We start from the raw sequence: 20,645 nt of genomic DNA on the forward strand, positions 1-20,645 counted from the left end.
GATGACGGGGAAACCGACGCCCGAGGAACGCATCGCCCGACTGGAGCAGATGCTGGGCCCGCTGGAGGACCCGGCCAACCCGACCGGCCAGGAGGCGCTGCTCGACGCGGATGCCCGCTCCGAGGTGCTGCCCGCGCTGGAGAAGGTCCTCGACGCCTGTACCTGGAACGCCGAGCTGGTACCCGAGGAGCTGGGCGGCCGGCTCAGCCGCATGGACGTGCTCGGCCGGGTGCTGCGGCCGGTCTTCCGCCGGGACGCCTCGGCCGGCTTCGGCTACGGCCTCAACTGCTTCTTCGCCGCCGCCCCGGTCTTCAGCCGCGGCAGCGACGAGCAGCGCACCGCCGTCGCCCGCATCCTGCTGGACGGCGGACGGGTTGCCCTGGTGCGCCAGGAGCTCGCGCACGGCAACAACCTGCTGCGCGGCGAGCTGACCATGACCCCGCGCGACGCCGCCGCGGGCGGTGGCTATCTGCTGACCGGCAGCAAGTCCGTGGTGGTCAACGCCTCACGCGCGGACGGCCTGGTGGTCTTCGCCCGGATGGCCGGGGACGAGCAGCGCCGCTACTCCATGCTGCTGCTGGACCGCAGGCACCTGCCGCCGGGACGGCTGGTACCGCTCGCCCGGCAGACGACCAGCGGGATGCCCGGTGCCGAGTTCGGCGGAGTGCGTGCGCAGGACTGTCCCGTACCGGAGAGTGCGCTGGTCGGGCAGCCGGGCGACGGATACGAGCTGTCGCTGCGGTCCTCGCTGGTGGTGCGCGGTCTGATCCCGTCCGTGCTGCTCTCCGCGGCGGACACCGCGCTGCGCACCGTGGCCCGTTGCGCGCTGCGGCCCCGGCACGGCCGCTCCATGCTGGACGTCCGGCACAGCCGGGCCGTGCTCGCCGGGGCCTTCCTCGACCTGCTGATGAGCGACTGCCTGGCGCTGGTCGCCACCCGGGCACTGCACCTGCTGCCGGGGCAGAGCAGCGCCGTCGCCGCGGCCGCCGCGTATGTGGCGCCGAAGATCCTCGCCGAGAGCATGGACGCGCTCGCCGCGGTCCTCGGCGAGCGCAGCTTCGCCGAGGAGGGGGACTACCGGATGTTCCGCAAACAGGTGCGTGACATGCCGGTCACCTCGCTCGGTCACGCCGGCAGCGCGGGCCGCCAGGTCACCCTGCTGCCCCAACTGCCGTTCTTCGCCCGGAACTCCTGGTTCGCCGACGCCGAGGCGCCCGCGGCGCTGTTCCGCCCGCACGAGGGTCTGCCGCCACTGGACCTGGTCGAGCCGGCGCTGCTCGCCGACGCCGATCCGCTGGCCGCGACCCTGGTGGCCGGCACGGACGCGCTGGAGGCGGACCCCGCCGGCCCGGCGACCCTGCGCTTCCTGGCCCGGGCGCACACCGCGGAACTCGCCGAACTGCGGGAGGCGTTCCGCGCCGTCCCGCCCGGGGACCGGAGGGCGCTGGCCGACCCGCACTGCTTCTCGCTCGCCGACCGGTACGCCCTGCTGCTGGCCGGGGCCGCCTGCCTGGGCGTCTGGCGGGCGGCGCGGGACGGCGCGGGCGGCTTCCTCGCCGACCCGGCCTGGCCGACCGCCGCGCTCTACCGCCTCGGCCGCCGTCTCGGCCTGGCCCTCCCCGACCGGCCGGCCGAGGCCGAGGAGCGGATGCTGTCCGAGCTGCTGTCCCGGACCACCGCCCCGCGCAGCTATGACCTGTACGCCACCGACCTCGCCCGATGGGAGTCCTGAGATGTCCGGAAGCACCAGTGACCAGCCCTACCTCGACTGGCTCGGCGAGCGGGTCGCCCACTACCTCGGCGGGCCGGTCGACCCGGACGCGCCGCTGGCCGAGTACGGCCTGGACTCGGCAGCCGCGCTCAGCCTCTACGGCGACATCGAGGAACGGTTGGGGCCGGTGATCGAACCGGCCGACATCTGGGACTTCCCGACCGTGCGCTCGCTGGCCGGCTTCCTGGCCGTCCGGGAGGAACTGGCCGAGCGCGACGGGGGTGTCCGGGCGGCGTTCGTGTTCACCGGCCAGGGCAGCCAGCACCCGGGCATGACGGCCGGCCTGTACACACAGTCCACGGTCTACCGCCGCCACCTGGACGAGATCTCCGAGGTGCTGCTGCCCTGGACCGGTCTGTCGGTGGTCGAGCTGATCATGGACGGCGACCCGCGCATCCATCGCGCCGCGTTCGCCCAGCCCGCCGTCTTCGCCGTCGGCTACGCCCTGGCCGCCACGCTCGCCGAGGCGGGGGTGCGGCCGGTGGCCGTGCTGGGGCACGGCATGGGGGAGTTCGCGGCGGCCGCGGTCGCCGGGGCGATCAGCCCGCGGGACGCGGCCCAACTCGTCGCGCTGCGCGGCGCCTTCATGCAGTACCTGCCGCGTGGCGGCGGCATGCTGGCCACCTGCCTGTCGCCGCACGAGAGCGCCGAGGCCGCCGCGGGTGAGCCCGGTGTGGTGGTCGCGGCGATCAACGCCACCCGGGCCACGGTGCTCTCCGGGGAGGCGGCGGCGCTGCAGCGGGTCGCGGAGCGGCTCGCCGCGCGCGGGGTGCGCACCCGGACGCTCCCGGTCGAGCACGCCTACCACTCGCCGCTGATGAGCCCGGTGCGGAGCAAGTTCGAGGCGGCGGCCCGGCGGGTGAGCGGCGGGATGCCGGGGGTGCCGTACTACTCGACGGTGCACGGGCGCAGCACCAGCGAGCCGCTCTACGCCTCGTACTGGTCGGAGCAGACCACGGCGCCGATCCGGTTCGCGGAGGCGATCCGCAATCTGCTGGACCAGCAGACCCCCACGCATGTGGTGGAGATCGGGCCCAAGGCGGTGCTCACGCCGTACGTGCGGCGGGCGCAGGGGCGCTGCCGGCCCGTCTGCCTGCCGATGTGCCGCGGTCCGGAGACCAACGCGGTCGACCTGGCCGGGACGTTCTCGGCGCTCGGCGCGGGCCCGCTCACCACGGCGCTGGCGGAGGCCTGAGGCGATGGCCGTCATGGACGTGCCCCTGCGGGTGGTGCCACCGCCGCAGGACTGGGCACGGGGAGTACGGGAGCAGCTCTCCGCCACCGGGACGGTCCTGGTGTACGGGGCGACCGAGGACTGGCTGCCGGACGAGCACGAGGAGGACGAGGAGCGGCTGCGGCCCCTGCTGGGCCGCGACTGGCACCGCTACCGGGCCCTGGCGGACCAGCCGAAGACCCGGCGGCGCTTCGCGACCTCCCGGCTGCTGCTGCGGCAGGTCGCCGCGGCGGCCCTGGAGACCCGCGCGGAACTGGTGGACCTCGCCTACCAGCCGGGCGGGCGCCCCTACGTCCGCGGCTGCGACCAGATCGATGTGAGCCTCAGCCACACCGAGGAGATCATCGTGGTGGGCATCACCCGGCGCGGTCGTATCGGTGTGGACGTGGAGCTGGCCGACCGCCGGATGGCGGGCACCGCCTCCGAGAAGCAGTCCTGTACGCCCTACGAGCGGGCGCGGCTGGCGGCCGTCGGCCCCTTCCTGGAGCGCAACGCGCGGCTGGTACGGCTGTGGACGCTCAAGGAGGCGTACAGCAAGGCCCTCGGCCAGGGACTGCGGCTGCGCTTCACCCAGTTCGGCTTCGCCCTGCCGGAGGACGGCGCCGGTCCTTCGCTGGTCCGGCCGGACGGTACCCGGTGCAGCGCGCCGGGCTGGGAGTTCCGCGTCTTCGACGTCGCGGGCCGCTATGTGATCAGCGCGGCGGTGTGCGACGCCGGCTTCGGCGAGTCCGCCGACCTGGCGGTGCACACGATGATCGACGAGGGCCTGCTCGCCGCGCTGCTCGACTCCGGCCCGGAACTCGGTTAGGGGATCCAGCCGGCCTCCTCGGCGATACGGATGGCGTCGATCCGGTTGCGTGCGTTGAGCTTGGACACGATCGCCGTGAGGTAGTTGCGCACCGTGCCCTGGGAGAGGAAGAGGCACGCGGCGATCTCCGCCGCGTCCGCGCCCTGTGCGGCCAGCCGCAGCACTTCCAGCTCGCGCGGCGAGAGCGGGTTGGGCGGGCAGTCCCAGGCCGAGAGGGCCAGCTCCGGATCGACGACCCGCTGGCCCGCCGCCACCTTCCGTACCGCGCGGGCCAGTTGGTCCGGCGGCGAGTCCTTCAGCAGAAAGCCGCCGACCTGCGCGGACATGGCCCGCCGCAGCGTGCCGGGGCGGCCCAGGCTGGTCAGGATGAGGGTGCGGCAGCTGGGCAGCTGCCGATGGAGTTCGGCCGCGGCCGTCAGCCCGTCCGTCCCGGGCAGGTCGATGTCGATCACGGCCACGTCGGGCCTTGACTTGAGCGCCTCCGGCACGATGATGTCGCCGCGGTCGACCGCCGACACCACCTTCAGATCGGGCTCCAGTTCCAGCAGCGCGATCAACGCGCCCCGTATCATCCGCACATCTTCGGCGAGCAGAATATTTACCGGTCGCACTCCCCGGTCCTTCCCCCCGTCAGGTCCCGGCGGCGCCGGAACCTGTTTCTCAGGCAGCCACGCTGCGCGCGGGCTGTCTCTCGGCGTCCGCCACCGCGATCGGGCGAACGGGCGCCTGGGCCGTCAGCCGGAAGCGGCCGTCCGGTCCCACGGCGGCGTCGAGGCGGCCACCGACCTGCTCCACACGGTGCCGCAGATTGCCGATCCCGCTGCCGCTCATGTCCTTCGAGCGTACTGCGGGCTGCTCCGGCACCCCGTCGTTGTCGAGGGTCAGGCGCACGGTGTCGCCTTCCCGCACGGCGGTGATGCTGCAGTGCTGCGCCTTGCTGTGCCGCAGGACGTTGGTCACGCCCTCCCGCAGCACCGTGGCCAGCACGGTGTCGATCACCGGGTGCAGGCCCGCGCAGTCCACCCCCACCTGCGCGCGGATGTCCGCGGCGCGCAGGATCTCGGCCGCGGAGGCCGCCTCGGCGGCCAGCGACATGTCCCGGTAGCCGCGGGCCACCAGACGCACATCGGCCAGTGCCTGCCGCGCGATCTGCAGCACCGAGGCCGTCTCGGCGCGGGCCTGCTCCGGACGGCTCGGAATCAGCCGGTAGATCAGCTCGGTCTGCAGCGTGATCGCGGAGAGGCTGTACCCCAGCAGGTCGTGCAGGTCGCGAGCGAAGCGCAGCCGCTCCTGGGCCACCGCCATCCGGGCCAGCTCGGCGCGCGAGCGGTGCACCTCCGTGATCAGGTCGGTGAGCCGGGTCATGCCGTAGAGGATGACGCCCGCGATCATCGTGGAGGCGGTCAGATAGGCCGTCATCACCGCGTTCTGGTGGGCGAGTTGTGCGATCAGCACCTCGCCGGCCCCGATCGCGGCGTAGAGCAGCCACGGCAGCCACCCGCTCAGCAGCAGCAGACACGATCCGGCCAGCGGCCCGGACATGCTTCCCCAGTCCAGTCCGAAGAACAGGAACGGCACATACGTCATCACCGCCTGCGTGGCCAGCGCCGTCCACCGCCGCCGGGCCGGCCACCGCCGCGCACCGGACGAGGTCAGCAGCGCCTGCACGGCGAACAGCACGGTCACACAGCCGATGCTGATCCATAACCTGGACGCCGACGCATGGCTCCACAGCACGTTGAGCGCCACCACCACGCCGTACCAGAGCACCACCACCAGGGTGATCGTCCTGGCCAGAAGAGGAGGCGGGACGGGTGGGTGGGGCTCCGTCACCGCCGAGGCGGCAGACGCGTCGACGAATGCGTCGGTCACGTGCGAGCTCCTCGGTAGGGGGGCCAATGACGGGCGGCGTAATCGTAACCGTCACAACTCCCTCACGGGAGGGTCAATAGAACAAGAGGACGGGGTTCAGGTTCTCGTAACGAATCGGCCTGTCCCGCCTGCCCAGCTCAACCGGGACGTCGAACAGCCGGCCCGGACCGAAGCGCGCCCAGAAGTGCCGCAGACCGGGCACGATCACCTTCACGACCGGAAGGCCGAGATCCGGCCGGGTCTGGTCGAGCACGAGCAGGTCCATACCGTGCCGCTCGGTCAGCGCCGTTGCCGTCCGTACGTCCTGGAGCAGGTCCTCGCTCGGGACGTAGGCCCAACTGCCGGGCGTGCGCGGCGACTCGCCGGGATCCGGCACCAGGTAGGGCTGGTCGGCCACGGTGCGGCGGGTCCACCAGTCGAGCAAATCCGGTTCGCTGGTGCCGTATCCGCCGCCGTCCGGGTCGGCCCGCGCCACGACTGGGAGCAGCTGGCACATCTCGGTCAGTGCCCGGCGCAGCGCCAGCCGCGGGTCGAAGTGCGCGCCGAAGCCCAGGGCGATGTCCTCGGCGGGCTTGTCGGTACGGCGTGAGACGGCCGCCATCACCGGGATGCCGAAGTCGGCGGTCAGGTCCAGCACCCACAGCTCGCGGCGCAGCCGGCCGCAGGACTCGCGCAGCCCGGCCACCCAGGGATCGTCGAACGCGTCCAGGCAGACGGCCGGCTGGCGGGTGCGGTTGTACCACCACAGGGCGACGGCGTCCCGCTCCACCAGTTCCAGGAAGCCCTGGACGACGGCGTCCTCCAGGCTGCTCCCGGCCGCGTTGCCGTTGGAGTCCGCCCACGGGCCCTCGGCCGCGTCCCGGCTGCCGGCCGGAGTGAAGTAGAGCAGCGAGGTCGGCAGCCAGCGCTCACCGCCCGTGGTGAGCGAGCGCACCGGCGTCCACTCCACCGGGCGGTCCGCCCGGAAGGGGGCCGGCACCCGGTGGAACGCCGAGTGCCGCGCGTTCCACTCCTCACGGCCGGTGAACTGCCGTTCGGCGAAGAGCTGGCAGTCGTTGGGGTGCAGGGCCTGCGGGCCGATCCCGGTCAGGGTGTCCCGCAGTACGTACTCGTCGCCCTGGCGGGTGCCGGAGTAACGTTCCACCGCCTCGCAGAGCGCGCCGACCTGGGCCTCCAGCGCGGTGGTGCCCTTGCCGCCGCTGGAACTGCGCAGATGGCCCCGCAGCTGGTCAAGGGTGGTTCCGGACAGGGCCAGATTCCGGCCGGAGAGATAGCAGTTGAGGCCCTCCGGCAGCCGCTCGTCCCGGGTGATGCCGCTCACCACCCCGGTGATCGGACTCACCAGGTGCCGGTAGCGCTCCAGCATCCGCTCAGGGCTCAGGGAGCGGTGGTTGCCGCCGGTTCCGGTGGCCTTCGGCCGGGGCGCGAGCGGGATCGGCCGCCTGGCCCGCGCCGCGACCAGCCCCGGGTCGCCGCAGGCGGGGCACTGCGGCCGGGCGCGCACGGGATGGTGTGTGCTGCGCAGGGTCAGCGTGTCCAGGACGCACAGCGAACGCTGGCCGTCGTGCCGGGCGCCGGCCAGCCACTTGGCCGCCTCCAGCGCGGCGGTGTGCCGGCCGAGGGCGCGCCCGGCGGCCAGTTCCGCCACCGGACGCTTGAGCGGGCGGTCGCTCTCCAGGGCGCGCTGCACGGGCAGTTCGGCCGCCCGATGGGCGCGCAGCCGGTGCGCGAGGCAGTGCCAGCAGGGCCCCGAGCCCGGGGTGAACACCGGCCCGACCCACGGCTGTGCGCCGTCCGGGCGGGCGAGCAGCCAGGGGCGCCCCCGCTCCCGGTGCCAGGCGTCGAGGTCGGCGAGTTCCGGGTCCAGGTAGTCGTCGCAGACGACCAGGGACAGGCCCGCCGCCCGGCCCTCGGCGGCCGGGACGAGACCCGAGTCCGAGCAGGCGGCCCGCACCTGCTCGGCGTCCACCCCGCCGACCCCGATGACCTGGACGGGGGTGGTCGCCACCGCGGTCGCCGCGGCGTCGCCGTCCAGTCCCGCCAGGTCCCAGTACGCCAGCGCCTCGGGCGGGGCGTCGGCCGCGGCCTCCCGGTAGGCCACCAGGTCGGCCCGGCCCAGCTCGGCCAGCAGCCGGCCGGCCTCCAGGGCCGGGAGGGCGGATCCGGCGCCGCGCAGCACCTCCTCCAGGGTCCGGGTGCCGTCGAGCAGGGGGGCCAGCAGCTGCACCCGGTCTCCGTGCAGCGCTGACACCCCCTGCGGGGAGAGCAGGTAGGCGGCCTCCCCCGGCACCACCTCGACCCGCATGTGGCGCCTGAACCCGACCCTGCGTCCCCCGCTGGTCATATGGCCGGGGCCGCCTTCGCGGGCGCCTCGGTGCCCTCGCCCGGAGCGGGCGCGGGGACGGTGTCGGGGGCCGGGCGGTGCGGGCGGTGGTCGGGCGAGGTCCAGCAGCCGAAGGTGCCGCCGGCGAAGGGCGCGGTGTGGCCGAGGTCCTCGATGACCAGCTCGGCACCGGTGTAGAGCGGCTCGGCGGCGCACAGCCCGGTCAGGCCGAACTCGTCGAGGACGGACAGCGGGTCGGCGACATAGCGGCGGCCGAGATCGCGCTCCAGCCCGGTACGGGCGAGCAGTTCGGCCAGCCGGTGGTCGTCGGATCCCGGCCGGGCCGGGGCGGTGCGGACGGGAAGGTCGGTGGGCGACAGCGTCACGGACATCTGGGCGATCCCTCCGTTTGGCCGGGCGTTCCGGTGAACGCCTCCGGTGTGGCTTGATTCTGCGGTCGCCGAAGACGCCCAGCCCAGTGGCGGTTTCACCGGCCAGGTGTGAGATTTTCATGATTGCCGTGGTGAGCGGCTCACTGGGCCGCCGGCCCGGTGAACGGCACCCTCGAAGGACGGCCGCCCGGGTGCGGCCCAACGAGGGGAGAACGTCATGGACATCAAGGTCCTCGGCCCGTTGGAGGCAGGAGAGGGGAGCGTCTCCTGCGTTCCGAGTGCGGCCAAGCCCCGGCAGATCCTGGCCCTGCTCGCGCTGCAGGCCGATCACGTCGTGCCGGTCCCCACGCTCATGGAGGAGATCTGGGGCGAGTCCATCCCGCGCAGCGCCGCGACCACGCTGCAGACGTACATCCTGCAGCTCAGGCGGCGGATCTCGCAGGCGCTGGCGGACGACGCCGGCCGGGACGCCAAGCAGGTTCTGGTCACCCAGCACGGCGGATATTCGCTCCGGGTGCGCCCCGGCCAGGTGGACGCCCACCAGTTCGAGCGGACGGCGGCGGCCGGCCGGGCGGCCTTCAACGCCGAGGACTACGCCACGGCGTCCCGGCTGCTGGGCGAGGCGCTGGCGCTGTGGAACGGGCCCGCGCTGGTGGACGTGCGGGTGGGCAGCGTGCTCGAACTGGAGGTGCTGCGGCTGACCGAGAACCGTACGGTCTGCCTGGAGCGCCGGTTCGACGCCGACCTGCGGCTCGGCCGCCACTCCGAACTCGTCCCCGAGCTCTACAGCATGACGATGCGTCACCCGATGCACGAGAACTTCTGCGCCCAGCTGATGATCGCCCTGCACCAGTCCGGGGCCTCCTGGCGGGCCCTGCACGCCTACCAGCGGCTGCGCCGGACCCTGGTCGACGAGCTCGGCATGGAGCCCTCGCCCCGGCTGCAGCGGCTGCAGCAGGCGGTGCTCTCCGGGGAACCGGTGCTCGACGCCGGACTGTCGGCATAGGGCCGGTCCCGAGGGATCGGCCCGCCGGTGCTCGAGCCGGTTTCGAGCCCCGGTGCTTACGTTCGGGCAATGACGATCCTCGACGACACCACGACGGTCGCCGCACCGCTCGGCGCCGTCCCCGTACCGCCGCGTGACCTGCGCAACTCCACCGCCGAGCTGCGCCGCCTCAAGGGCGAGGTCGTCCTCGGCCCGGACCCCGAGGCCACCGACCGGCAGCATGCCAAGGGCAAGCTGACGGCGCGCGAGCGGCTGGAACTCCTCTTCGACCCAGGCACGTTCACCGAACTGGAACCGCTCCGCCGGCACCGGGCGACCGGCTTCGGCCTGGAGGACCGCCGGCCGCACGGCGACGGGGTGCTGACCGGCTGGGGCCTGGTGCACGGCCGTACCGTCTTCGCCTACGCCCACGACTTCCGGGTGTTCGCCGGCAGCCTGGGCGAGGCGCACGCCGCCAAGGTGCACCGCGTGATGGACCTCGCGGAGGCCGCGGGCGCTCCCCTGGTGTCCCTCAACGACGGTGCCGGAGCGCGCATCCAGGAGGGTGTCACCGCGCTGGCCGGCTACGGCGGGATCTTCCGCCGCAACGTCGCCGCCTCCGGGGTGATCCCGCAGATCAGCGTGATGCTCGGGCCCTGCGCCGGCGGGGCCGCGTACTCGCCCGCACTGACCGACTTCGTGTTCATGGTGCGCGGCACCTCGCAGATGTTCATCACCGGGCCGGACGTGGTGCGCGCCGTCACCGGTGAGGCCATCAGCCACGACGGGCTCGGCGGGGCCGACGCCCACGCCGCCCTCTCCGGCGTGGCGGGCTTCGTCCACGACGACGAGGCGTCCTGCCTGGCCGACGTGCGCTACCTGCTGTCGCTGCTGCCGTCCAACAACCGCGAGCTGCCGCCCGCGCAGGCCCCGGCCGACCCGCCGGACCGGCGCTGCGAGGCACTCACCGACCTGGTGCCCGCCGAGCCCGGACAGGCCTACGACATCCGGGCGGTGATCGAGGAGATCGTCGACGACGGCGAGTTCCTGGAGGTGCACGAGTCCTGGGCGCGCAACGTGGTCTGCGCGCTGGCCCGGCTGGACGGCCAGGTGGTCGGCGTGGTCGCCAACCAGCCCTCGGTACTGGCCGGGGTGCTGGACATCCACGCCTCCGAGAAGGCAGCCCGGTTCGTCTCCACCTGCGACGCGTTCAGCATCCCGCTGGTCACCCTCGTCGACGTGCCCGGCTTCCTGCCCGGGGTGGGCCAGGAGCACGACGGCATCATCCGGCACGGGGCCAAGCTGCTCCACGCGTACTGCAACGCCAGCGTGCCGCGTATCTCGGTGGTCCTGCGCAAGGCGTACGGCGGCGCGTACATCGTCATGGACTCCCGCTCCATCGGGGCCGACCTGTGCTTCGCCTGGCCGACCAACGAGATCGCGGTGATGGGCGCGGAGGGAGCGGCGAACGTCGTCTTCCGCCGGGAGATCGCCCGCTCCGACGACCCCGAGGGCACCCGGGCACGGCTGGTCGAGCAGTACCGCACCGAGCTGATGCACCCCTACTACGCGGCCGAGCGCGGCCTCGTCGACGACGTCATCGACCCGGCGGACACCCGGGCGGTGCTGGTCCGCTCGCTCGCGATGCTGCGCGGCAAGAAGACCGACCTGCCCGAGCGCAAACACGGGATCACCCCGCTGTGAGGGTCCACGACCCCGCTTCCGCGGTCCATGCGGACGCGAGCGCCCGTCGAGCACGTGGCCGAAACATGGCTGCACCGGCAATTCGCCAGAAGGAGAGACACACCATGACGACCACCGACACCGAGGTCACCCTGGCCCGGCTCACCACCATGCTGCGGGAGAGCGTCGGAGAGGAGGAGGGCGTCGACCTGGACGGCGACGTCATCGACACGCCGTTCCTCGAACTCGGCTACGACTCGCTGGCCCTGCTGCAGGTCATCGGCGAGATCGAGCGGGAGTACGGCGTGACCATACCCGACGATGCCGTCGTCGACGCCGAGACCCCGCGCGCGCTGCTCGACCTGATCAACACCAGCCGCGGTGCCACGGCCGGTGGCGAGGGGGGCCGGTGAGCCGTCGCGCCGTCATCACCGGCATCGGCGTGCGCGCGCCCGGCGGCAGCGGGACCAAGGAGTTCTGGGACCTGCTGACCGCCGGCCGCACGGCGACCCGGCTGATCGACTTCTTCGACCCCGCGCCGTTCCGTTCCCAGGTCGCCGCGACCGTCGACTTCGACCCGGCCACCGAGGGACTGACCGCCCGCCAGGTGCGGCGGATGGACCGCGCCACCCAGTTCGCGGTGGCCTGCGCCCGGGAGGCGGTGGCGGACAGCGGGCTGGAACTCGGCGCGCTGGACCCGTTCCGCCTCGGCGTGGTGCTGGGCAGCGCCGTCGCCTCCGCGACCAGCCTGGAGAACGAGTACGTGGTGCTGTCCGACAGCGGCCGGGAGTGGGTGGTGGACCCCGCGTACGCCTCGCCGCACATGTTCGACTACCTCACCCCGGGGGCCATGGCCGCCGAGGTCGCCTGGGACGCGGGCGCCCAGGGGCCGGTCACGCTGATCTCCGACGGCTGCACCTCCGGTCTCGACTCGGTGGGGCTGGCCGCCCAGCTCATCCGGGAGGGCAGCGCCGACGTCATGGTGACCGGGGCGTCGGACACCCCGGTCACCCCGATCGTCGTCGCCTGTTTCGACGCCATCAAGGCCACCACCCCCCGCAACGACGACCCGGAGCACGCCTCCCGCCCGTTCGACGCCTCCCGCAACGGCTTCGTGCTGGCGGAGGGCGCCGCGATGTTCGTCCTGGAGGAGTACGAGACCGCCCGCGCCCGCGGCGCCCGGATCTACGCCGAGGTCACGGGCTACGCGACGCGCTGCAACGCCTACCACATGACCGGCCTGCGCAAGGACGGCCGGGAGATGGCCGAGGCGATCCGGGTGGCGCTGGACGAGTCCCGGATCGACCCCACCGCGGTGGACTACATCAACGCCCACGGCTCCGGCACCAAACAGAACGACCGGCACGAGACCGCCGCGTTCAAGCGCAGCCTGGGCGAGCACGCCTACCGGATCCCGGTGAGCTCCATCAAGTCGATGGTGGGTCACTCGCTGGGCGCCATCGGGTCGATCGAGATCGCCGCCTGCGCGCTGGCCATCGAGCACGACGTGGTGCCGCCCACCGCCAACCTCCACCAGTCCGACCCCGAGTGCGACCTGGACTACGTGCCGCTGACCGCACGCGACCACCGGGTGGACACCGCGCTGACCGTGGGCAGCGGATTCGGCGGCTTCCAGAGCGCCATGGTGCTCCGCCGCCCGGAAGGAGCGACGACGTGAGCAGCACACTGATCACCGGGATCGGCGTCGCCGCGCCGGGCGGGCTCGGCGCCGAGGAGTACTGGCAGGCCGCCCTGGCCGGCCGCGGCGCGATCGCCGAGGTCACCGCCTTCTCGACCGAGGGGTGCCTGACCGGCCTGGCCGGGCAGATCGCGGACTTCGAGGCCAAGGAGCACCTGCCCAGCACCCTGCGGACGCAGACCGACCGGTCGACCCAGCTCGCCCTGGTCGCCGCGGGCTGGGCGCTGCAGGACGCCGCCCTACAGCCCGGGCAGCTCGCCGACTACGGCATGGGCGTGGTCACCTCCAACGCCCTCGGCGGTTTCGACTTCACCCACCGCGAGTTCCGCAAGCTGTGGCGCCAGGGGCCGCAGTACGTCAGCGTCTACGAGTCCTTCGCCTGGTTCTACGCGGTGAACACCGGCCAGATCTCGATCCGGCACGGCATGCGCGGACCGAGCGCCGCGCTCGTCGCCGAGCAGGCCGGCGGCCTGGACGCGCTCGGGCACGCCCGCCGCACCGTGCGGCGCGGCACCGGGCTGGTGGTCAGCGGGGGCATCGACTCCGCACTCGACCCGTGGGGTTTCGTCGCCCAGCAGGTCCCCGGGCGGACCAGTACGGCCACCGATCCGGCGCGCGCCTACCTCCCGTTCGACCGGGCGGCGCGCGGCAGCGTCCCCGGCGAGGGCGGCGCGCTGCTCGTCCTGGAGGACGAGGCGGTCGCCCGCAAGCGCGGCGTCGGCCGCGTCCACGGCGAACTGGCCGGGTACGCGGCCACGTTCGACCCGGCCCCGGGCAGCGGCGGCGAGCCCGGTCTGCGCCGCGCGGCCGAACTGGCCCTGGCGGACGCCGGTGTCGGCCCGGAGCAGGTGGACGCGGTCTTCGCCGACGGCGCCGGCGTGCCGGAGCTGGACCGGGTGGAGGCGGAGGCGATCGGCCGTCTCTTCGGAGCCCGCGCGGTGCCGGTGACGGCGCCCAAGTCACGTACCGGACGGCTCTACTCCGGGGGCGGCCCGCTGGACGTGGCGACCGCGCTGCTGGCCATCCGGGACGGCGTCCTGCCGCCCACCACCGGCACCACCGAGGTGCCCGAGGAGTACGGCCTGGACGTGGTGCGCGGCGACGCGCGCGAGCTGCCGGTGCGCACCGCCCTGGTGCTGGCCCGCGGCCACCGCGGCTTCAACTCCGCCGTGGTCGTCCGGGGGTTCGCGCTCTGAGCACCCGGACACCGGAAAGCGGATCGGCCGCCCCCCGTGCCGGGGGCGGCCGATCCGTCGTACGGCGCGCTCGGTGACGCGATCAGTAATTGCCCAGCCCGCCACAGACGTTGAGCGCCTGCGCGGTGACGGCCGCGGCGTCGTCGCCGACCAGGTACTCGACCATGGCGGCCACCTCCCGGGGCTCGACGTAGCGGCCCATCGGCACCCGCGCGGTGATCCGGTCGTGCGTCTCCTGCACCGAGGTCTCCCAGATCGCCGCGTAGTGCTCGCGCACCCGCTCGGCCATCGGCGTCTCCACGAAGCCGGGGCACACGGCGTTCACCGTGATCCCGGTACGGGCCAGTTCCAGGCCGAGCGCCTTGGTGAAGCCGACCACCCCGTGCTTGGACGCGGAGTACGGCGCGGCGTGCACCACGCCCTGCTTGCCCCCGGTGGAGGCGATGCTGATGATGCGCCCGTGCCGCTTGGCCAGCATGCCGCCGGCGTTCAGCACCTCCTTGGTCATCAGGAAGACACTGGTGAGGTTGGTGGTGATGACGTCGTTCCAGAGGTCGTCGGGGATCTCCGCGGTGGCACCGCCGCCGCTGCGGCCCGCGTTGTTGACCAGGATGTCCACCGGGCCGTACGTCTCGACGGCGGCCCGCACGAAGGCGCGGATCTGCTCCGGCTGCGCCACGTCGCACACCGTGCCGTCCACCTGAAGGTCCTGCTCCCGCAGGGACTTCACCGTGGCGGCCAGGTCCTCGGCGCCGCGCGCGCAGAGGAAGACCCGCGCACCGCGCCGGGCGAGCCGCTCGGCGATCTCCCGTCCGATGCCGCTGGTGGCCCCGGTGACCAGCGCCACCGGCGCTGCTGTCTGAGTCATGTCTCCTCCAACTCGCCTTCCGCTGTCCGCAGCAGCGTGGTCGCCGGCCCTGGAGCCGGAGTCGAACAGGCCTGGACCTGCCGGGATTCGAGCGCCGCGCGAGGGGCCCAGGGCACGGTGGACGCGACCGACGCGACTGGAGGAGACCATGCCGGACACCCGCGCCCGCACCGACCTCTACCTGCTCACACAGCAGTTCTACGCCCGCCAGATGCAGGCCCTGGACGGCGGCCGGTTCGAGGAGTACGCGGCGACCTTCACCGAGGACGGCCTCTTCCAGCACCTGTCCACGGTGGAGCCCTGCCGGGGACGTGCCGCGATCCTGGAGATGCTGCACGAGTTCCAGCGGACCCGGTTCGGCGACGATCCGGTGCAGCGCCGCCACTGGTTCAGCCAGATCGTCCTCGACCCGCAGGACGACGGCAGCTGGCGCAGCACCGCCTACGGACTGGTCGTCACCGCCCGTCCCGGCGTCCGGCAGCCCGAGATCGCGCCCTCCTGCGTGGTGCACGACGTGCTCGAGGTGGACGGCGACGACGTGCTGGTCCGCTCTCGGGTCATCACCTACGACCACGAGTCCTGATGGCCGCGCCGGACCGGCCCCGCGTCCAGGAAGTCGGCGCGGGCGTCCATGCCTACGTCCAGCCGGACGGCGGCTGGTGCCTGAACAACGCGGGCGTGGTGGCCGTCGAGGGCGAGTGCGCGGTGGTGGACACCGCGGCGACCATGGACCGGGCGTACGCGCTGCGCGACGCCGTCCGCCGGCTCACGCCCGCCGCTCCCCGGCTGCTGGTCAACACGCACTTCCACGGCGACCACACCTTCGGCAACGCCGTCTTCGCGCCCGACGCGGTGGTGGTGGGCCACGAACACACGCGTCCCGCCATGACGGCGGCCGGACTGCACCTGACCACCCTCTGGCCGGACGTCCGCTGGGGTGAGATCAGCCTCCACCCGCCCACCGTCTGCTACCGGGAGCGGATGACGCTGCACCTCGGGGCCACGCCGATGGAGCTGATCCATCCCGGCCCCGCCCACAGCACCGACGACACCGCCGTCTGGCTGCCGGAGCAACGGGTGCTCTTCACCGGCGACCTGGTGATGTCCGGGGTGACCCCGTTCATCCCCATGGGCTCCCTGGCCGGCTCGCTCGCCGCGATCGCCGTACTGCGCGGGCTCGGCGCCGAAACGGTCGTACCCGGCCACGGCCCGGTCGGCGGCCCGGAACTGCTCGATGGCACCGAACGCTATCTGCGCTGGCTGCGGGAGCTGGCCCGCACGGCCAGGGCGGCGGGGCTCAGCCCGCTCGAAGCCGCCCGTGAGGCCGACCTCGGCGAGTTCGCCGGCCTGCTGGACAGCGAACGGCTGGTGCCCAACCTGCACCGCGCCTACGCGGAGGAGGAGGGCGCCGCCCCCGGGGCGCCGCTGGACATCGGCGCCCTGTTCGCGGAGATGGTCGACCACCACGGCGGGCTGCCCGTCTGCCGGGCTTAGCCGCGCTCGAGCAGGACTCGAGCCGCGGCGGGGACCGTTCCGCTTGGCAACCCGAAACCGTCGAAAGGTACGGAGATGGCAGGAACCGCGATCGGCCGGCCCGCAGCACAGCAGGCCGGGCGACCACCGAAGCGGGAACCCATCCCGCGGCCGGTCCGGCAGGCCGCCACCGTGGTGGTGGTCGGCGCCTTCATGGCGCAGCTGGACGGCGCCCTGGTCAACATCGGGCTGGCCACGATCACAGCCGATCTGCACACCACGCTGCGCACCGCGCAGTGGATCGTCAGCGCCTATCTGCTGGCCCTGGTGATGGGGCTGCCGCTGTGCGGCTGGGCCACCCGGCGGATCGGCGCGTCACGGCTGTGGCTGTGGTCGCTGGGCGCCTTCACCGTCGCGTCGCTGCTGTGCGCGGTCGCGCCCTCCATCGAGGCGCTCATCGTCTTCCGCGCGGTGCAGGGCATCGCCGGCGGGCTGCTGCTGCCCGTCGGGCAGACCGTGATCGTGCAGGTCGCCGGGCGGGAGCTGATCGGCCGGGTGATGAGCGCGGCCGGCGCCGCCCTGGTACTGGCGCCCGCGCTCGGGCCGATCGCGGGCGGGCTGCTCATCGCCCACATCTCCTGGCCCTGGCTGTTCCTGGTGAACCTCCCGGTGGGTGCCCTGGGACTCTGGCTGGGCCTTCGGCTGCTGCCGCGCGACACCCCGCGGGCCGCGGCGGACGGGCAGCGCTTCGACACCGGCGGCTTCGCGCTGATCGGCGTCGGCCTGCCCGCGGTGACCTGGGCGATCAGCCAGGCCGGGCAGCCGGACACCCGGACGTTCGCCTCCTGCTACGCACCGCTGGCGGTGGGCGCGCTGCTGCTCGCCGTCTTCGCGGTGCGCAGCCTGCGGGCCGGCGGCCGGCCGCTGCTCAACCTGGGTCTGTTCCGCGGCCCGGTGTTCGCGGCGGCCTCCGCTTCGAGCTTCTGCGCCGGTGCCGTCCAGTACGGAGCCCTGGTCATCTGGGCGCTGTACTTCCAGGCGGTGCGGGGCTACGGCGTGATCGACTCGGGTCTGGCGATGCTGGCGTTCGCCGTCGGTGCCGCGCTGGTTCCGCTCTCCGGCCGCCTGGCCGAACGCTTCGGCGGCGGTCCGGTCGCGCTGGCGGGCGCCCTGCTCACCGTGGCCGCCGCCGTCCCGCCCGCGCTGCTGGACGACCGAGCGCCGCTGGCCGCGCTTCAGGTGTGCCTGTTCGTGCTGGGCGTGGCCAACGCGCTCTCGGTCGTCCCGCCCTCCACCGCCGCGTATGTCAGCATCAACCCGGCCGAGATGCCGGACGCCGTGACCGTGATCAACATCTTCCTGCGGCTGGGCGGCGCCGTCGGCTCGGCCCTGCTGGTCGCCGTGCTGGGCGGCCTCACGGGCGGTGCGGCGAGCTTCCGTCCCGCCTTCTGGTGCCTCGCCGCCCTGGGCGCGGTCTTCGCTGCCGCCGCCCTCGTCCTGACCCGGGCCGCCAGCCCTCAGCCGGCCACCCGCAAGTAGTGACCCCAGTAACCGCGCCGCTCGGCGTACCGATCCGCCAACCCGGCGAACTCGGCCTCGCCGAGCACCCGGCCGTACACCCGGGCCGCCGCCCGCAGCATCACTCTGTCCGCCTGCTGCCTCGCCGCCCTGGGCGCGGTCTTCGCTGCCGCCGCCCTCGTCCTGACCCAGGCCGCCAGCCCTCAGCCGGCCACCCGCAAGTAGTGACCCCAGTAACCGCGCTGCTCGGCGTACCGATCCGCCAACCCGGCGAACTCGGCCTCGCCGAGCACCCGGCCGTACACCCGGGCCGCCGCCCGCAGCATCTCCTTGTCGGCGCTCAGGTGCTCCATCCGGCCGAGCCCGCGGATCAGCACGAACGAGGCCGACCACGGTCCCACCCCGGGGATCGCCAGCAGCCGTTCCCGGACCTTCTCGTAGTCCCCGGTGCGCAGGAACTGCTCGTCGATGTCCACCCAGTGCCGGAACAGCGCGTACAGGTAGCCCGCCTTGCGCTGGTTGCCGACCAGCGTCAGCAACTCGGCCTCGCTCAGCGGCAGCAGCTGGTCCACCTCGGGGAAGGCCCAGTGCTCCTCCCCGTCGACCACCAGCCGGTTGCCGCACCGCTCGAGGAGGGCCTGCTTCATCTTGCGGGCGACCGGCATCGGCACCCGCTGCGCCAGGATCGCCCAGCACAGCATCTCGAACGGCGACGGGAACTTGACCTGGTGGTAGCCGTACAGCCGCTCCAGCACGGGCCGGAACGGGTCGTCGCCGCGGGCCTTGGCGTAGAACTCCTCCAGATCGTCGTCCAGGCCGAGGAAGAACGACAGCCGGTCGGCCACCGCCGCCTTCTCCTCCTCGTTCAACGCCGTGTCGGAGCGCAGTTCACAGCGCAGTCCCGGCCCCTCGTCCGGCCCGGCGCCGGACAGCACGGCGGCGACCAGCCGGCCGCCCTCCCGCACCGCCCGGGTGATGGCCTGGCCCTGCACCCCGTGCTCCCCCGACATGGTCGGAAAGGACGTCAAAAAGCCCAGGGACTTGGTGAAGTCGAAGGGCGGCCGGGCCGGCAGATGAAGCACCGTCGAGTGGCTGAGCTGCGAGGTCATGGCCCTCTCCATCATCAGATCGCGTAACTGCCCCAGCTTCGGCCACCGCGCTCGAGCGGTGGTCGAGCGAGCCTCCGCCGGCGGCGCGACGACCGCGCGACGCACCTTCCACCCCGGCTCGAGCCGCCTCGCCGAGAGTAGCCCTGCGGTACCGAGCAACCCCGAGACCACCGAGGAGCACCGTATGACCGCGCTGGAGATACCCGAAGCAGGCGGCGCCGTGCAGGGTGACCCGTACCCCAACAAGTGCTACCTGCCGTTCATCCTCTACCCCCCGGGGATGCACCGGATTCAGGACAGCGGCCGTGAGTGGCTGGAGAGCCACTGCGACCTCCAGCGCGAGGGCGGGGACTTCACCCTGTACATCGGCATCCCGTTCTGCCGGACCCGCTGCAAGTCCTGCCCGTACTTCGCCAGCCTGCTGTCCGAGAAGGACACCCGCGGCCGCGAGGAGCGCTACGTCGACGCCCTGATCGCCGACCTGCGCCGCTGGGGTTCCTACCAGCGGTTCGCCACCGGGCTGCTGCGCAACATCTACATCGGCGGCGGCACCGGCAGCATCCTGAAGACCCGCAACCTCAAGCGCATCGTCGACACCGTCTACGAACTCTTCGAGGTCGCCGAGGACGCCGAGTTCACCCTCGAGGGCAACGCCCGCGACTACGACGAGGAGAAGATCGACTACGTCGTCTCCTCCCACATCAACCGCATCAGCCTGGGCGTGCAGTCCTTCCAGCCGGAGGTGCTCGGCATCATCGGCTCCCCGCACGCCGCCGACGACAGCATCCGCGTCATCAAGGAGTTCCAGACCCGCGGCTTCTTCAACATCCAGCTCGACCTGATGTTCAACATGCCCGGCCACACCCTGGACGTGTGGCGGCGCGACCTGGAGACCCTCGCCTCGCTGGACATCCCGCACTTCACGATCTACCTGTACCGGATCCACAGCGACACCATCCAGGCGAAGCTGATCTCCAAGGGCAAGATCGAGCGGCCCAAGGACCCCGAGGGCCCGATGGTGAAGGCCATGTACCGGGAGGCGCTCGAGATCGCCGAGTCGGTCGGCTACAAGATGTACATGGTCGACCACTTCTGCAAGGAAGGGCAGGAGAACCAGTACAACTACTGGAACTGGAAGGTGTACGTCGACACCCTCGCTGTCGGCCCCGGTTCCTACAGCTACTTCGACGGCTACCGGTTCGGCACCGAGACCGACGTCGAGAAGTACGTCGAGACCGTCGAGAGCGGCGACATCCTGGTCAGCACCATCACCGACGAGCTGTCCCCGCGCGTGCAGCGCGAGCGGTACGTCATCTTCGCCCTGCTCTACTACGAGATCGAGTACGACTTCTACCGGAGCAAGTTCGGCACCGAGTTCCGCGAGGACTTCGCCGACGAGATCGAGCGCCTGCTCCGCAAGGGCCTGATCGAGCTCACCGAGGACCGGATGAAGCTCACCAGGCTGGGCCTGATCTGGCACACCAACGTCATCCTCGAGTTCTTCAACCCCGCCTTCTGGGGCGACACCGACTCGCTGGACCAGCCCAACTGGTCGCTGAACGGCGTCATGGTCGAGGTCGGCGCGCACCCGCGTGCGCACTGGCTCGGCGAGCCGCACGAGACCTTCTTCCCCCTGGCCCCCGCGGCTCCCGCGGCCCCCGTCGAGGCGGAGGAGCCGGACCGGGCCACCGCCATCGCCATCGCATAGGAGACA

Annotated in this window: 19 protein-coding genes; 12 read left to right on the forward strand and 7 right to left on the reverse strand. The window is 72.8% G+C overall.

The genetic code is table 11. The annotated features are described in order from the left end of the window. Position 1 precedes the first annotated feature (1 nt). The 3 genes from BFF78_RS45495 to BFF78_RS19310 are packed head-to-tail and all read left to right on the forward strand — an operon-like array spanning position 2 to position 3,813. A complete protein-coding gene (locus BFF78_RS45495; protein WP_069779508.1) occupies positions 2 to 1,732 on the forward strand; it encodes an acyl-CoA dehydrogenase family protein in 1,731 nt (576 codons plus the stop codon). A 1-nt stretch (position 1,733) separates the two neighbouring features. Next, positions 1,734 to 2,966 (forward strand): acyltransferase domain-containing protein, encoded by a 1,233-nt coding sequence (locus BFF78_RS19305; protein WP_069779509.1) that lies wholly within the window; start codon positions 1,734 to 1,736, stop codon positions 2,964 to 2,966. A gap of 4 nt (positions 2,967 to 2,970) precedes the next feature. Continuing rightward, positions 2,971 to 3,813, forward strand: coding sequence for a 4'-phosphopantetheinyl transferase family protein (locus BFF78_RS19310; protein ID WP_069779510.1), 843 nt, complete (start codon positions 2,971 to 2,973; stop codon positions 3,811 to 3,813). On the opposite strand, the gene BFF78_RS19315 is transcribed toward BFF78_RS19310, so the two are convergent. The 4 genes from BFF78_RS19315 to BFF78_RS19330 all read right to left on the reverse strand — a co-directional run bounded on the left by BFF78_RS19315 (position 3,810) and on the right by BFF78_RS19330 (position 8,400). Next, positions 3,810 to 4,424 carry a response regulator transcription factor gene (locus tag BFF78_RS19315; RefSeq protein WP_099054893.1) on the reverse strand — a complete coding sequence of 205 codons (615 nt, stop codon included), beginning with the start codon at positions 4,422 to 4,424 and terminating at the stop codon, positions 3,810 to 3,812. The genes BFF78_RS19310 and BFF78_RS19315 overlap by 4 nt on opposite strands. 49 nt (positions 4,425 to 4,473) lie before the next feature. Continuing rightward, a complete protein-coding gene (locus BFF78_RS19320) occupies positions 4,474 to 5,685 on the reverse strand; it encodes a sensor histidine kinase (RefSeq protein WP_069779512.1) in 1,212 nt (403 codons plus the stop codon). Between the two features lie 73 nt (positions 5,686 to 5,758). Next, the gene (locus BFF78_RS19325; RefSeq protein WP_069779513.1) at positions 5,759 to 8,029 is read right to left on the reverse strand and encodes a TOMM precursor leader peptide-binding protein; all 2,271 of its coding nucleotides are present in this window, start codon (positions 8,027 to 8,029) and stop codon (positions 5,759 to 5,761) included. Next, positions 8,026 to 8,400 carry a hypothetical protein gene (locus BFF78_RS19330; RefSeq protein ID WP_069779514.1) on the reverse strand — a complete coding sequence of 125 codons (375 nt, stop codon included), beginning with the start codon at positions 8,398 to 8,400 and terminating at the stop codon, positions 8,026 to 8,028. Before BFF78_RS19330 ends, BFF78_RS19325 begins: the two co-directional genes overlap by 4 nt. A gap of 217 nt (positions 8,401 to 8,617) precedes the next feature. Between BFF78_RS19330 and BFF78_RS19335 the strand changes: the two genes are divergently transcribed. From BFF78_RS19335 to BFF78_RS19355, 5 genes are all read left to right on the forward strand, one after another. Then, positions 8,618 to 9,406, forward strand: coding sequence for an AfsR/SARP family transcriptional regulator (locus BFF78_RS19335; RefSeq protein WP_069779515.1), 789 nt, complete (start codon positions 8,618 to 8,620; stop codon positions 9,404 to 9,406). A gap of 69 nt (positions 9,407 to 9,475) precedes the next feature. Then, positions 9,476 to 11,089, forward strand: a complete 1,614-nt coding sequence (locus tag BFF78_RS19340) for an acyl-CoA carboxylase subunit beta (RefSeq protein ID WP_069779516.1) — start codon at positions 9,476 to 9,478, stop codon at positions 11,087 to 11,089. Positions 11,090 to 11,193: 104 nt separating this feature from the next. Further along, positions 11,194 to 11,481 (forward strand): acyl carrier protein, encoded by a 288-nt coding sequence (locus tag BFF78_RS19345; RefSeq protein WP_069779517.1) that lies wholly within the window; start codon positions 11,194 to 11,196, stop codon positions 11,479 to 11,481. Next, positions 11,478 to 12,746, forward strand: coding sequence for a beta-ketoacyl-[acyl-carrier-protein] synthase family protein (locus BFF78_RS19350; protein WP_069779518.1), 1,269 nt, complete (start codon positions 11,478 to 11,480; stop codon positions 12,744 to 12,746). Before BFF78_RS19345 ends, BFF78_RS19350 begins: the two co-directional genes overlap by 4 nt. After that, positions 12,743 to 13,963, forward strand: coding sequence for a ketosynthase chain-length factor (locus BFF78_RS19355; protein WP_069779519.1), 1,221 nt, complete (start codon positions 12,743 to 12,745; stop codon positions 13,961 to 13,963). The genes BFF78_RS19350 and BFF78_RS19355 overlap by 4 nt, the downstream gene beginning before the upstream one ends. An 82-nt stretch (positions 13,964 to 14,045) precedes the next feature. Here BFF78_RS19355 and fabG read toward each other — a convergent pair whose 3' ends face one another. Beyond that, positions 14,046 to 14,831 (reverse strand): 3-oxoacyl-ACP reductase FabG, encoded by a 786-nt coding sequence (fabG, locus tag BFF78_RS19360; protein WP_069779520.1) that lies wholly within the window; start codon positions 14,829 to 14,831, stop codon positions 14,046 to 14,048. 148 nt (positions 14,832 to 14,979) lie between these two features. On the opposite strand from fabG, the gene BFF78_RS19365 reads away from it, so the two are divergent. The 3 genes from BFF78_RS19365 (at position 14,980) to BFF78_RS19375 (ending at position 17,843) form a co-directional block, all read left to right on the forward strand. Continuing rightward, the gene (locus BFF78_RS19365; protein ID WP_069779521.1) at positions 14,980 to 15,414 is read left to right on the forward strand and encodes a nuclear transport factor 2 family protein; all 435 of its coding nucleotides are present in this window, start codon (positions 14,980 to 14,982) and stop codon (positions 15,412 to 15,414) included. Then, positions 15,414 to 16,325, forward strand: a complete 912-nt coding sequence (locus tag BFF78_RS19370) for an MBL fold metallo-hydrolase (protein ID WP_069779522.1) — start codon at positions 15,414 to 15,416, stop codon at positions 16,323 to 16,325. The genes BFF78_RS19365 and BFF78_RS19370 overlap by 1 nt, the downstream gene beginning before the upstream one ends. A 75-nt stretch (positions 16,326 to 16,400) precedes the next feature. After that, positions 16,401 to 17,843 (forward strand): DHA2 family efflux MFS transporter permease subunit, encoded by a 1,443-nt coding sequence (locus BFF78_RS19375; RefSeq protein WP_079161384.1) that lies wholly within the window; start codon positions 16,401 to 16,403, stop codon positions 17,841 to 17,843. Here the strand turns inward: BFF78_RS19375 and BFF78_RS49360 are convergent. Both BFF78_RS49360 and BFF78_RS19380 read right to left on the reverse strand, forming a co-directional pair. After that, the gene (locus BFF78_RS49360; protein ID WP_257786874.1) at positions 17,822 to 17,944 is read right to left on the reverse strand and encodes a hypothetical protein; all 123 of its coding nucleotides are present in this window, start codon (positions 17,942 to 17,944) and stop codon (positions 17,822 to 17,824) included. The two genes, BFF78_RS19375 and BFF78_RS49360, sit on opposite strands and share 22 nt — an antisense overlap. An 81-nt stretch (positions 17,945 to 18,025) precedes the next feature. Continuing rightward, on the reverse strand, positions 18,026 to 18,931 hold the full coding sequence (locus BFF78_RS19380) for a DNA-3-methyladenine glycosylase family protein (RefSeq protein ID WP_069779523.1): 906 nt from the start codon (positions 18,929 to 18,931) through the stop codon (positions 18,026 to 18,028). A 58-nt stretch (positions 18,932 to 18,989) separates the two neighbouring features. Between BFF78_RS19380 and BFF78_RS19385 the strand changes: the two genes are divergently transcribed. After that, the gene (locus BFF78_RS19385) at positions 18,990 to 20,639 is read left to right on the forward strand and encodes a coproporphyrinogen-III oxidase family protein (RefSeq protein WP_159033027.1); all 1,650 of its coding nucleotides are present in this window, start codon (positions 18,990 to 18,992) and stop codon (positions 20,637 to 20,639) included. Positions 20,640 to 20,645: the final 6 nt, after the last annotated feature.

The organism is Streptomyces fodineus, assembly GCF_001735805.1.
GTDB lineage: Bacteria > Actinomycetota > Actinomycetes > Streptomycetales > Streptomycetaceae > Streptomyces > Streptomyces fodineus.